Raw genomic sequence first — 12,512 nt, forward strand, 5'->3', positions numbered from 1 at the left:
CGAAGGATTTTCGCCTTCGGTGTCCACTGTCGGTGCCCGGTGGCATCATCGGTTCATGACGCAGGGATCCGAGTCCGTACGCTTCGGCAAGCGAACCGCCGACACCGTCCTGCAACGCTTCGAGCAGTGGGCCCGCGACACCCCCGGGGCCCACGCCCTCATCTCCGGCCCCGAGAGCCTCACCTACGGGCAACTGGACGAGCAGGCCGACAGGCTGGCGCACCGTCTGCTCGCCTCCGGCCTCCCGCCCGGCGGCCTCGTCGCCGTCGGCACCGCCCGGCAACCCGAACTGGTCGTCGCCCTCCTCGCCGCCCTCAAGGCAGGCGGGACGTACGTCGTCGTCGACGCCGAGACCCCGCTCACCGGGCAGCGCCAGCTCACCGCGGCCGAGCCCTTCGTCCTGCTCACCCATCTCGCCCACCGGGCCGCCCTCGACAACGGCAGCGGCCTGAAGGTGATCCGGCTGGGCGCGGAGGCCGGCGGGATCGCCGGACAGCGGGGGGACCAGCCGGCGGAACAACCCGACGCACCGGCTCCCGCGCTGCCGCCGGCCCCGGCGCCAGGCCGCAGCGCCGCCCTCCTGTTCACCGGGGCGGCCGAACCGCGCGCCGTCCCCGTCAGCCACGGCCTGCTGCTCGCCGCCCACGACAGCTGGGCCGAAGTGGCCCGGCTCACCCCGGCGGACCGGCACCTGATCGCGGCCGGCACGGACGTCACCGCCTTCGCCGCGGGCTGGACCCGGGCCCTGTGCTCGGGCGGCACCCTCGTCCTTCCCCGGCGGTCCCCCTGGAAGCCCGAGGACATCCGTGCGGCGGTGGAGAGCGAGCACGTCACCGTCCTGCACACCGACCCGGCCACCGCCCTCGACCTGCTGAGGGGGGAGGAGGGGCCGGGCACCGCCTACCGTTCGCTGCGGCTGCTCGCCGTCTCGGGAGACCGGCTCTACCTCGACGACCAGGCGGCCCTCCAGGTCCTGCTCCGGCCCGGCGCGCGCGTGCTCAACGTCTACGGGCTCGCGGAGAGCGCGGGCATCGGCGCCTGGTTCGAACTGCCGCAGCTGCCCCGCCCGCTCGACGACCCGGAGGAGCTCTCCCTGCTCGGCACCCCCTTCCCGGGCTGCCGTGTCGAGGTCCGCGACGGACAGATCCGCCTCACCCCGCCCGGCGCCGGTGACGCGATACCCACCGGCGACCTGGGCCTGCTCCGCGAGGACGGACTGCTGGAGTTCGGCGGCCGGTTCGGGGACCGCGTCACCCTGCCCGGCGGGCGCTCCGTCGACCCCTACCCGATCGAGTCCGCGATCCGCAGCCACGAGGGCATCGGCTCGGTGATCGTGAACGCGGTCGACAGCGTGCGCGGCCCGCGCCGCCTCGTCGCGTACGTCGCCCCGCCCACCGGAGGTTCCTCTTCCCCCGTGGCCCCGCTGCCGGACGTCGAGGAGCTGCGCGGCCACCTGTCGGGGAAGGTGCCCAGGGAAGAAACGCCGCGGACCGTGATCCGGCTGCGCGCCCTGCCCCGCAACCGGGCCGGCCGGGAGGACCGGGCCGCCCTGCCGCTGCCCGTCCTGCCCGCCGCCGTGGCGAAGAGGAGCGGCGGGAGCTCGTCGGGCAAGTACGGGGCCGCCACGGCGGGAGAACCATTCCCGGCCTCCTGCGCGGTCGGCTGCGCGGGAGGCCTGGGCTTCGTCGCCTTCATCCTGACGAACCTCTTCTGGTCGGGATCCACCGACCTCACCGGGGTGCCGCAGCCCTGGGCGTTCCTCTTCACCGTCCTCTACCTGTTCGAGTGCGCCGCCTTCGGCTTCGGGGTGCTCTTCCTCTTCGGGGGCCGCGCCCGGATGCGGAGCCGGGGCCGCGGCCGCCGCATCACCGCGGCCGCCCACGTGGCCGTGTCCTACCTCCTGCTGGCCTGGTGGCCGCAGGACAACCTCTACCGGCTGGCGGCCAAGCAGGACTGGCCCCGGCAGGCCGCGCTCGTCTACACCTTCAACATCCCCCTGATGATCGCGGGAGCGGTCGTCGCCGCCTACCTCGTCGCGAAACCGGCCGATCCGTTCGACTTCGACGAGGACGACGACTGAGTGATCGGGCGGCCGGCGACCGCGGCGTCGGGCGTCGGGCGGGCCGGGTGAAGGGGACTACCGGGAGGACGGGGCGGACCGGCTGAATGCGCTGAACTCCGCCCCGACCGCCCGGGCTCCGGCCCGGACCAGGGCCTCGGCCGTGTCCAGCGTCCCCCTGTCGTGCGCGGCCACCAGCACGCCCAGCCAGGGCGCCGGTTCGAACGCCCCCGTCGGGATGGCCGGGACGAAGACGGCTCCGAGCTCCGCGCAGCCCCGGGCCAGGGCCGCGCACAACTCGTCCAGCTGGGCCTCGGGCAGCCGCGCGCCGAGCTCCACCCGGTCGGCGATCCGTACGAGGTGCCCCGCGCCGCGCAGCGCGTCCAGCCGGGCCGCCACCATGAAGGCGACGGACGGTCCCGTCAGCCGCAGGTTCGTCTCGGTCGGTGCGAGCCGGCCGGCGCCGTCGGCGACGAAGTCCACGTCGAACCAGCCCCGGTAGCCGGACTCCGCCAGTTCCCGGCCCACCGCCGCCCCGAAGGAGGCGAGCGGTTTCTCCGCCCACGCGGGCACCACTCCGGGCCCCACCGTGGCGCCCCGGTAGCAGCCGTCCGTCACGTCCATCACCGCTCCGCCGACCTCGTACACACGGCCCGTGCCGTCCACGAACCCGTCGTAGGTGAGATCCCGCGGCCCCTCGCCCTCCGCCGGACCGGCCACGTACTCCTCCACCAGCAGCGGCCCGCGCGGCAGCCGGCGCAGTACGGCACGCGCTCCGCCCGCGGCCCGGACCCGATCGGGGGTGACCACCGTGGTGCCCGAACCCCCGACACCGTGCTCCGATTTCAGAACAGTGCTCTCGCCCGCCCTGGTCCGGGCCGCCAGCAGCCGGCCCGCCGCCCACCGGCCGGCAGCCCGCCACTGCGCGGGGAGCACGATCCCGGGATGCCCGCCGTCCGCCAGGATCCGCCCGAACAGCGCGTGCGCCGCGGACTTCGACTCGTAGCGCAGCTCCCCGGCCCGCCACGGCCGGCCCGCGAGCCGCCCGAACGGCCGGGTCCGCCCCCACGGTACGAGGGGCAGCCCGGCCCCGGTCAGCAGCGCGGCCAGCGCCGGCCGGGCCCGTACGGCCTCGCACAGACCGGGATCCCCTTCCGCCAAGCCGTCGTACACCTCGACCTCCGACCAGCCCAGCTGGCGGCAGACCAGCTCGGTCCAGCCCTTCGGGACGGGCCGGGGCAGGACCAGGGCGGCCGGGTCCGGGCTGTAGAAGGCGGCCAGGCAGGCGTAGTGGTGCGCGGCCGACTGCCCGCGGTCGAGTGAGGCGTCGGCGAACTGCGCGTTGAACTCCGCCACGTTGCCCACGTGCACGGCCCGCCCGCCCCCGGTCCACGCCCGAGCCCAGTCGGCGAGCGGGACGGGAGCCGCCTCGAACCGCACCAGGGCCGAAGCCGCCGAAGCCGCCGGGGCCGCCGCGTCCGATGCGTTCGCCGGGCCGGCCACCGCCACCGCCCCCATCGCCCGGTAGAACCCGGCCGCGTGCGGATCGGCGTCGATCACGAGCCTGCGCACCCCCAGCTCCACGGCCCGGCGCAGCACGTCCCGGTACAGCAGCCGCCCCACGCCCTGGCCGATCGCCGACGGTTCGACGAAGAGCAGTCCCAACGCGGCCCGTGGGGGAGCCCCCTCCAAGGAGGCGACCCCGAGCACCGTCCCCCGCCGGTTCTCGGCCACGACGATCCGGCGGGCCGTCACCTCGCCGGGGCGGATCAGCAGTTCCGGCGCGCACGCGGCGAGGAAGCCGGCGTCGTACCCCCAGTGCGCCTTGGACCGCATGACCAGCGCGGTCAGGGCCCCCGCCTCGGCCGCCCGCGCGGCCCTGACCTTTACCATTTCCTGACCTCCCCATGGTCCGCGACAAGGCCGTGCGATAGATTCGGCCTCCCCACGACACATACTTTCCCACCCACGCGGAGACAGGCTTCTCAATGAGCGACATCATCAACGGACTTGGCCGCACCAGCGCCTACGGCGCCCTCGGCCTGGTCCTGCTGATCCTCGGCATCGTCCTCGTGGACGTGCTGACGCCCGGGAAGCTTCCGAAGCAGATCTGGGAGGAGCGCAACCGCAACGCGGCCCTCTTCCTCAGCTCCGCGCTCCTCGGGATCGGCGGCATCGTCTTCACCTCGATCTGGACGACGTACCAGGACTTCGGCAAGGGCCTGGCCTCGACCGCGGCGTTCGGCGTGCTCGGCCTGCTGCTGATGGCGGTCGCGTTCCTGGTGCTCGACCTGGTGACCCCGGGCAAGCTCGGCGCCATCGTCGTCGACCCGGACCCCCACCCGGCGGTCTGGGTCTCGGCGGCCTGCAACCTGGCCGTGGCCGCGATCGTCGCCGCCTCGATCGCATGACGCGGAGCACCCGTACGTGACGAGAGCGCCGCTCCCCGAAAGGAGCGGCGCTCTTGTCGTATGCGGGAGTCATGCGAGCCCCAGCGCGAACACCGCGAACCCCGCCGCCAGTAGCCCCGCCACGGTCCGGCGCAGCGCCCGGCCCCCACGCACTCCCTCCGGCGGATGCTCGAACCGGCGCGCGTACCGGGCGATCCCCACCAGCAGCGCCGCGAACACCGGCATCCACGCCACCCGGGCCGCGATCCAGCCCAGGCTGTCCGGGGCCGCCGTCAGCCCGGCCAGCCCGCCCCCGCCCACGAACGAACCGGGTACGGCCGCGGCCAGCATGGCCGTCTGGTGCCAGCACAGGATCGTCATCGCGCACAGGTTGATCACGACCACCGGAGCCCACAGGACCGGCCGGGCCAGCAGCCTCGCCAGCCGCTCGCGCAACAGGATCGCCGCACCCGACTGGGCCGACGCCAGGGCCAGTACCAGCAGCGACGGCGGATGCGAGTTGGTCCGCGCGGCACCCGGTACGCCGACCATCGACGCCGGATAGTGGAAGACCGCCAGCAGCGCCGCGAACAGCAGCGTCCCGCCGGCCAGCAGCAGCCAGGCCCCGCGCCGCCCGATCCGCCGCTCGCCCCACGAGACGCCCAGCTGGTACGCGAACAGCCAGCCCGGCAGGACGTTCACCAGGGACAGCCAGGACGGTACGGAATCGGCGAGCGGCCCGTAGCGCAGGAAGTCCACCACGGCCACCGAACCGAGCAGCGGGGCCGCGGCCCAGCCGCCGAGGCGGCCCGCCGCCCGCACGCAGTACGGGGTCAGCGCGGTGACCACCACGTACACCCCGACGAACCAGAGCGGCTGGATCACCAGCGTCGCCCCGGTGCGCAGCGAGGCCTCCGGCACCCCGGCCGCGTACAGCACCGGCGCGGCCAGCGCCCACACCGCGGTGACCCCGAGCACCGGCCGGCCCAGCCGGACGATCCTGCCCTTCAGCCACGCGCCCGCCGAACCGGGGCGGCGCCGGTAGGAGAGCGCCGAGGCGTAGCCGCCGACGAGGAAGAAGATGCCGAGCATCTGGAGCACCCAACTGGCCGGCGCCAGAGCGCCGAAGGCCGACAGCGGGCTGGCGTTGTGCAGTCCGCCGTCGGAGTCGAGGGTGAAGCCGCCGAGCAGCCAGTGGCCGGTCGGCACGGCGAGGAGCGCCAGGGCGCGCAGCCCGTCCACCGCCCGGTCCCGGTGGGCGGGGGTCTGCCGGTCGATCCGCTCGGCGGCCTTCCTCAGCGGGGCCAGGGCGGCGGAGGCGCTCATCGGGCCTCTCCCTTCGCGATCGTGGCGAAGGCCGCCAGGGACTGGGTGCCGGGCATGAAGTAGCCGGTGTGGCCCTGGACGTCGGCGGCGGGCACCCGGCGGGCGCCGAAGGCCGCGGAGGTGGGGTCGGCTCCGTGGCCGATCCCGGCGAACCGGACGTTCGGGACGTCCGCGATCCAGTCGGAGGGCCCCCGGGCCGCCCAGACGCGGGCGCCGGTGCGCAGCCCGGCCGCGGTGTCGGCGCGCATCCCGGGGGAGCCGAAGGCCACGAGGTCGGAGGCGTCCGTGTGACGGGCCGCCAGCCCGCAGACCACCGAGCCGTAGCTGTGGCAGAACAGCACCGGGTCGGGGGCGCCGACCGCGTCGAGCCCGGCGGTGAAACGGGCCAGGCGGGCCGCCCCGGCGCTGGCCAGCCGGCCGTCGGCCGCGTCCAGGCCGACACCGACCGGGGTGGTGTACCCGGTCCACGCGACGACGGCCGTGGATCCCCCGGCAGCCTCGCGCAGCGCCCGTGCCATCCCGGCCGGGCCGGTGTTCGGGGTGCGCCGCGCGTCGTGCGTGGTGGCGTCGTTGTCCGACCCCGGCACGATCACCGCGACGTGCTCGGCGTGCTCCAGGTCCCCGAACACCTCGGCGACCTGACCCCGGCCGCGCGGTTCGAAGGCCAGGATCCGCCGGTCCGGCGCGGCGAGGGAGGCGTACCGGTTCTCGCCGGTGGCGGCGATCGCGATCCGGTTGGCCTCGTACCGCAGGGGGAGCGGCGCCCCCTCCAGATTGCCGACCACCAGCGGATGGTCACGCAGGAGTTCCCGGCGCGCCGCCTCGTCGAGCCCGGCGAAGAACCGGGCCACCTCGCGCGGTGTCGCGGTAGCCGGATCGGGCAGCGCCCGGCCGGACGCCGTATCGGCCCGCCATCCGGCGGTGCCCGGCGGCGGCCCGGTGACCGCCTCCTGGCTCTCGCCCGAGGCCCATCCGGCGGTCCCCCCGACGACGGCCACCGCCAGTGCGGCCGTGACCAGCGTCCTTCCGAAGCGGCGCATGCCCCTTCTCCTCTCCTCGTGACGAGGAGGAAGGTAGGAAGGAGGTGTCGGCGCGTACGTCGGACCGTGGTGCCAAGTCGGATGTCATACCCCGGTAGGGGGTGGAGGAGACGTGACGTGCGCTTGCTGTGCTCAGGTAAGTTCGCGGTGATGGCCGGGATCAGCGCGGAGGCCGCACCGACTCGGCCGCCCCACGAGAGAGTTCTGGGGTCCCAAGGTCACGCGACCGCACCGAGTGATCGCCGACAGGGTGGCACCCGCCGAGCCGATCGAATCGATGGAGCGGCCGGACGCGCGGAAGGAAGAAGCCGTCCGACTGCGGGAACGGGTCTGACCCCTCGCCCGCGACGTCGGCAGTCCTCGCATCGTGGACTGCCGGCGTCGCAGGCGATTCGGAATGCGGAGCTCGTGCCCGGGGGCGAAGATGGATACGGAACGGAACAGGGCGGCTGCGCCCTTCGGCAATACGGCCATCCGTTTGCGGCTCTTCCTAGACGTCGAGGGCGCCATGAGGCGTACAGACAGCCCACCCGTGGTTCTCGAACTCGTCATCGAGCCCAGGTCCACAGGTGACCAGGAGAAGCTGGATGTTGCCATCCGGCGTCTCGCGGAGGAGGACCCCTCCTTCCACGTTCACTCGGACGAGGAGACGGGCCAGACCATCCTCGGCGGTATGGGCGAGCTGCACCTCGAGGTGCTGGTCGACCGCATGAAGCGCGAGTTCAAGGTCGAGGCCAACGTCGGAAAGCCGCAGGTCGCGTACCGCGAGACGATCCGCAAAGCCGTCGAGCGTCACGACTACACCCACGAGAAGCAGACCGGTGGTACGGGTCAGTTCGCCAAGGTGCAGATCGCGATCGAGCCGATCGAGGGCGGCAGCGTCCCGTACGAGTTCGTGAACGCGGTCACCGATGACCGCATTCCGCAGGAATACGTGGGAGCGGTGGATGCGGGTGTACGCGACGTCATGAAGTCCGGCATCCTGGCGGGCTACGAGATGACGGGCGTTCGCGTCACGCTTCTCGACGGTGGCTACCACGAGGTCGACTCCTCCGAGCTCGCGTTCAAGATCGCCGGCTCGCAGGCCTTCAAGGAGGCCGCGCGCAAGGCTTCTCCCGTGCTCCTCGAGCCGATGATGGCCGTAGAGGTCACCACGCCCGAGGACTACATGGGTGACGTCATCGGTGACATCAACTCCCGCCGTGGCCGGATCCAGGCCGTGGAGGAGCGTCACGGTGCTCGCGTCGTGAAGGGCCTCGTGCCCCTTTCGGAGATGTTCGGCTACGTCGGAGACCTCCGCAGCAAGACCTCGGGTCGCGCCAGCTACTCGATGCAGTTCGACTCCTACGCCGAGGTTCCCAGGAGCATCGCCGAGGCGATCATCCTCAAGGCCGTAGAGGAGGGGAAAGTCGTCGCCGATCCGAGTCCGCTGTCTGCCTCCCCCCGGGAACCGCTGCTTCACTCCGGTGTCATCGCCCTGCCGCTGCTCGAAGAGGAAACGCGACTGCGTATGGCCCGCGAGCCGGATCCCGAAGCCCCGATTCCACTGTTGTTGGAGCTCAACCGGGGATTTGAATCAGGAGGCACCAACGGTGCTTGGGGTCGGCTTCAAGTTGTCTGGCAGCAGATGGGTGGGGGCGCCCTCAAACGTGTCAGCGAAGACTTCGCCACCGGTGAGCTGTCCTTCAACAGACTCAAAGAACTCGTGACGGATGACCAGAGTTCGGACACCGGACCGGACTCCGCGCTGTACAGAGTGTGGCCGGACTTTCCCGTGCACCCGCTGATCAACGAGTCGGCCCACACCGTCAAGGTGGACACGGCGCGACGCACCTTCGACAGTTGCGGCGAGAAGATCGTCTGGGCGGTGATCGACTCTGGAATCTCGGAAGCGCACGCACACTTTCATGCCCACCCAGGCCTCCATGGAGCGACCCTCTGCGGTGAGGATGCCCAGGGTGGCAAGATCGAAGATCTGCATCACGACTTCACCGGCGGATCAAGTCCCCTGACGGATGAGAAGGGCCATGGAACGCACGTGGCGGGCATCATCGCAGGCGGCCTGCCGGCTGCCTTCGTGGATGCGGAGGGACATCCCCTGCACTTGTTCCGAGAGACCACCAACGCCACCGGAGAGGGCGTCAAGCTGGTCGAACAGGCCAGCATCGACTCCTCCACTCTCAGAGGGATGGCGCCTGCGGCCAAACTCGTCAGCCTCAAGGTGATCGAATCCGGGGCGGGCGACGAGGCCCGTGTAGGGCGGCTGCTGGAGGCCCTGAAATGGGTGCGGGATGCGAATGGCACAGGGTCCGTGTTCCGGATCCACGGTGTGAACATCAGCATCGGACACGACTTCCCGGCAAGGTGGTACGGGGCCGGCTACAGCCCGGTCTGCCAAGCAGTGGACACGCTCGTACGCTCGGGCGTGGTCGTCGTCGTCGCAGCAGGCAACACCGGCTACGGAATCCTGACACCCGCCGGCACCGACGTGAGCGCAACGTACACGGTCCTCCAGTCGACCATCAACGATCCCGGCAATACCGAACGCGCCATTACGGTCGGCTCGACGCATCGAAACCGTCCGCACAGTTTCGGTGTCTCCTACTTTTCCTCCAAGGGGCCGACCGGAGATGGCCGCTTCAAGCCCGATCTGGTGGCTCCGGGTGAACGCATCGTGTCGTGCGCGGCCGGAAGAATCCGTCCCCCAGGCCTGCCCGACTGCTGCCATGCCTATTCCGAGAAGACCGGGACGAGCATGGCGGCCCCGCATGTTTCCGGAGCCGTCGCCGCATTCCTCTCATCGCAGCGCGAGTTCATCGGAGATCCTGACCGAGTGAAGAAGATCTTCATGGAATCCGCGACGCCACTGGGGCGATCTCGATACTTCGAAGGAGCAGGGCTGCTCGATCTCATGCGCGCCTTGCAGTCCATCTGACCAGCCGGGAAGGAGGCCGGCATGCCCGGCACCACCGCAACCCCCCGTTGGGAGTTCACTTTCGACAGTGAAGGCGACCCCGAAATCGTTCAACGAGATGCCTTGCTGAAGGGAATTCAACATGAAGGCATCACGGATCTCGTGATCTTCTCGCACGGCTGGAACAACAGCCCGAGCATCGCCACCAACCTCTATGACCGCTTCTTCGCGCCCTTTCCCTCACTGCTGGACGGACTCGGCTCCAGGGCCAAGGTCGGTTACGCGGGCGTCGTCTGGCCGTCGATGCGCTGGACGGATGAGCCCATCCCCGACTTCGCCGCGGGGAACGACGGAGCAGCTCCACCCGACGAGGACGGCGCCGCCTCCTTCGGAGCGGTGGGTGCAGGGCGCGTACTGCCGCAGACTCTCGGGCAGGAAACGCAGGAAGCACTCGCCATGGCCTTCCCCGACCACACGCACACGATCGAGAAGCTGGCCGGGCTCCTCCAGGAGCGGCCAGCGGAGAACGCCAGCCTCGCTGAGTTCTTCACGCTGGCGAAATCGCTGACCGCAGACGGATCGGAAGGCATGGACACCGGGGAGGAGGCCGGCCAGCAGCTCGAGATGCTCATGGATGAGCCGGCTCGTGTTTTCGGCAGCTTCATTCCCGTTCTGACAAGCGCGGGTGTGCGGTTCCCCGCCGCCGACGACGACGGAGCTGCCTTCGATGGGGTGCGCGGACTGTGGAACGGCGCCCGCGAGATGTTGCGCCAGACCACCTACTACCAGATGAAGCGACGTTCCGGCCTGGTCGGCCGTCTGGGCTTGGGTCCGGTACTCGGCCAGATCCAGAGCGACTTCGCCGACTTGCGTGTTCACCTGGTGGGACACAGCTTCGGCGGCCGGCTCGTGTCGTTCGCGCTCAAGGACCTGCCTGACAGCGATTCCTGCGTGAAATCAGTGACGCTCTTGCAGGCGGCGTTCTCGCACTTCGCGTTCGCCGACACTCTGCCGCACGCCCCGGAAAGCAGCGGTGCGCTGAGCAGTGCCCAGGACAAGGTCTCCGGCCCCATCGTCGCGTGCTTCTCGGAGCACGACCACGCGGTGGGAACCTTCTACCCGATCGCCTCCCGGCTCCAGGGCGACGACGCTTCGGGAGCGGAGCTCGTATCTCGATGGGGCGCGCTGGGCCATGACGGTATCCAAGGGATCGATGGCGTGCTGACCACGCCGATCGAAGAGGTCGCCGGGGCGGACGGGTTCGAGTTTCCGCAGAAGGGCTACGGCAGCGTGGACGCCGCGTCCGTAGTCTTCCGTGGAGGGCCTCCGAGTGGGGCACACAGCGACATCTGCCACCCCGAACTCGCCTCCGTCGTACTGGCGGCCGGGCGATTCGCCTGAGCGGAGACGGCAGTCCTGCCAGAACCAACGCCGAACTCACTCGGTACCGCTGATGCGGAATTTCTTGAGGAGATGGTCTGCATGACCCCTCCCATCAGGATCCGGCGTGTGGTCGGTCCGATCCTGCTCATGGTGACCGTGGCGGCCACGGCGGCGCGGTGCCCGCCTTCCTCTGCCGTATCGGTAGCGGATGACGCGGCAAGGACCTTCGGCTCTGCTGTCCACAGGATCGAACCGGTCGACGGAGCCAGGTATCTGAGACTTCCGGAGACCGTCATCGTCATCCCGCCAGAGGTCGACGATTTCACGAATCGCACCCGGGCGAGCATGGCGGAGCTCACCGCGCAGCCGGTGGCAGAGCTGACGGACGATGAGCCCCGGACGGTGGTCAAGCGCGCTTGTGAGCTCAAGGACTGGGTTGAGATCTACGAGCAGGATGAGCTCCTGGACCAGGCCGAATCCCTCCTGGACAACTACGGCGGCAACGCGACGCTGAAGAACCGGGTGGCTGACCTGGCCACGAACATGTCGAACGCGGAAGACTCCGGGGAAGCCGCCGCGCAGGCTGCCGTCTTCGGTCTCTGCGAGTGGGCGTGAAACGAAATGGCCAGGCTGCGTCACGGTGATTGAACGGCTAAGGGATTCGTAGAATGGCGCATGCGGGCCCTTTGTCTGAATCCACCTCACAGCTGGCTCTCGTTTTATCCTCGCTGGTGGCAATGAAGATGGTGAGGTGAGTGAACTCACCCGGGGCGAACGGCATGGCGACCTTGTGGTCGACGATCGCTTTGTCGTCCGGCCTGAGGGTTCCCACCAAGAAAGCATCGCGCATCTGAAACGAGCTGATCTTCGATCCCTCCAGGTTCGAGGGGTGAACGAAGGCGGTGAGGTGGCTATCCTTCTGGACTCCGTCCGCGTGCACATCGAAACTCAACTGCAGTTCGGGCCGCTTGCCCTCGATCTTCACGTTGGTGATGGTGGCCCTGCCGTTGCCATTTGCGGAGTCGGCAGCTCCGCTGACGCCTACAGCCAGTGCCGCAATGAACGCAGCCCCGCCCAGGATCAGTACACCGGTTTCCCGTGCGTTCCCGGAAGCATCGCGCGGGATGAAGAGCGCAACAATGCTGCACGTGAAAGCCGCAAAGGCTAGCGCGACGGAAATCCAGAGTGAATTCGAGCTGTTGTTGAGTGCGATGAACACCCTTTCGCTCGTGAGGCCGAGCCCCGCCATCACGCCAGTAACGGCAACGAATGCGCCCGCGAGAACCTTCGCCACCTCGTCAAGACGTTTGCCGGTGATCTCGGAGTCCGGAACGCCTGGAACCCGCATCGGCGGTGGCGCATCGTCTGCCATGGTCATCCCCGTCCCCTGCCCCGGTCGT

The 12,512-nt window shown here is 70.3% G+C and carries 8 protein-coding genes and 2 pseudogenes; 6 read left to right on the forward strand and 4 right to left on the reverse strand.

All coding sequences use genetic code 11. The annotated features are described in order from the left end of the window. Window positions 1–55 precede the first annotated feature (55 nt). Window positions 56–2,080 carry an AMP-binding protein gene (locus AB0D29_RS10780; protein ID WP_362853222.1) on the forward strand — a complete coding sequence of 675 codons (2,025 nt, stop codon included), beginning with the start codon at window positions 56–58 and terminating at the stop codon, window positions 2,078–2,080. Between the two features lie 57 nt (window positions 2,081–2,137). Here AB0D29_RS10780 and AB0D29_RS10785 read toward each other — a convergent pair whose 3' ends face one another. Then, complete coding sequence (locus AB0D29_RS10785; protein WP_362853223.1) at window positions 2,138–3,952, reverse strand: GNAT family N-acetyltransferase; 1,815 nt, start codon at window positions 3,950–3,952, stop codon at window positions 2,138–2,140. A gap of 95 nt (window positions 3,953–4,047) precedes the next feature. On the opposite strand from AB0D29_RS10785, the gene AB0D29_RS10790 reads away from it, so the two are divergent. Next, window positions 4,048–4,470 (forward strand): DUF350 domain-containing protein, encoded by a 423-nt coding sequence (locus AB0D29_RS10790; protein ID WP_362853225.1) that lies wholly within the window; start codon window positions 4,048–4,050, stop codon window positions 4,468–4,470. Between the two features lie 69 nt (window positions 4,471–4,539). Here AB0D29_RS10790 and AB0D29_RS10795 read toward each other — a convergent pair whose 3' ends face one another. Together AB0D29_RS10795 and AB0D29_RS10800 are read right to left on the reverse strand one after the other, a co-directional pair. Next, entirely contained in the window at window positions 4,540–5,775 is a 1,236-nt protein-coding gene (locus tag AB0D29_RS10795) for an acyltransferase (RefSeq protein ID WP_362853226.1), read from the reverse strand. Beyond that, the gene (locus AB0D29_RS10800) at window positions 5,772–6,815 is read right to left on the reverse strand and encodes an alpha/beta hydrolase (RefSeq protein WP_362853228.1); all 1,044 of its coding nucleotides are present in this window, start codon (window positions 6,813–6,815) and stop codon (window positions 5,772–5,774) included. The genes AB0D29_RS10795 and AB0D29_RS10800 overlap by 4 nt, the downstream gene beginning before the upstream one ends. Before the next feature lie 535 nt (window positions 6,816–7,350). On the opposite strand from AB0D29_RS10800, the pseudogene fusA reads away from it, so the two are divergent. The 4 genes and pseudogenes from fusA to AB0D29_RS10820 all read left to right on the forward strand — a co-directional run. After that, window positions 7,351–8,217, forward strand: a pseudogene (gene fusA / locus AB0D29_RS10805) (elongation factor G); the annotation flags it as partial. Window positions 8,218–8,676: 459 nt separating this feature from the next. After that, window positions 8,677–9,750 (forward strand): annotated as a pseudogene (locus AB0D29_RS10810) (S8 family peptidase); the annotation flags it as partial. Between the two features lie 21 nt (window positions 9,751–9,771). Next, window positions 9,772–11,130, forward strand: coding sequence for a serine-threonine protein kinase (locus AB0D29_RS10815; RefSeq protein WP_362853230.1), 1,359 nt, complete (start codon window positions 9,772–9,774; stop codon window positions 11,128–11,130). Window positions 11,131–11,211: 81 nt separating this feature from the next. Next, window positions 11,212–11,727, forward strand: coding sequence for a hypothetical protein (locus AB0D29_RS10820; RefSeq protein ID WP_362853232.1), 516 nt, complete (start codon window positions 11,212–11,214; stop codon window positions 11,725–11,727). 37 nt (window positions 11,728–11,764) lie between these two features. Here the strand turns inward: AB0D29_RS10820 and AB0D29_RS10825 are convergent, their stop codons facing one another. Further along, on the reverse strand, window positions 11,765–12,490 hold the full coding sequence (locus AB0D29_RS10825; protein WP_362853233.1) for a hypothetical protein: 726 nt from the start codon (window positions 12,488–12,490) through the stop codon (window positions 11,765–11,767). Window positions 12,491–12,512: the final 22 nt, after the last annotated feature.

Source organism: Streptomyces sp. NPDC048424, assembly GCF_040651555.1.
Lineage (GTDB): Bacteria > Actinomycetota > Actinomycetes > Streptomycetales > Streptomycetaceae > Streptomyces.

Bases quoted from the DNA above. Each gene is read 5' to 3' on its own strand.
- AB0D29_RS10780 (WP_362853222.1), top strand. From the start codon at position 56: ATGACGCAGGGATCCGAGTCCGTACGCTTCGGCAAGCGAACCGCCGAC.
- AB0D29_RS10785 (WP_362853223.1), bottom strand. From the start codon at position 3,952: ATGGTAAAGGTCAGGGCCGCGCGGGCGGCCGAGGCGGGGGCCCTGACC.
- AB0D29_RS10790 (WP_362853225.1), top strand. From the start codon at position 4,048: ATGAGCGACATCATCAACGGACTTGGCCGCACCAGCGCCTACGGCGCC.
- AB0D29_RS10795 (WP_362853226.1), bottom strand. From the start codon at position 5,775: ATGAGCGCCTCCGCCGCCCTGGCCCCGCTGAGGAAGGCCGCCGAGCGG.
- AB0D29_RS10800 (WP_362853228.1), bottom strand. From the start codon at position 6,815: ATGCGCCGCTTCGGAAGGACGCTGGTCACGGCCGCACTGGCGGTGGCC.
- AB0D29_RS10815 (WP_362853230.1), top strand. From the start codon at position 9,772: ATGCCCGGCACCACCGCAACCCCCCGTTGGGAGTTCACTTTCGACAGT.
- AB0D29_RS10820 (WP_362853232.1), top strand. From the start codon at position 11,212: ATGACCCCTCCCATCAGGATCCGGCGTGTGGTCGGTCCGATCCTGCTC.
- AB0D29_RS10825 (WP_362853233.1), bottom strand. From the start codon at position 12,490: ATGACCATGGCAGACGATGCGCCACCGCCGATGCGGGTTCCAGGCGTT.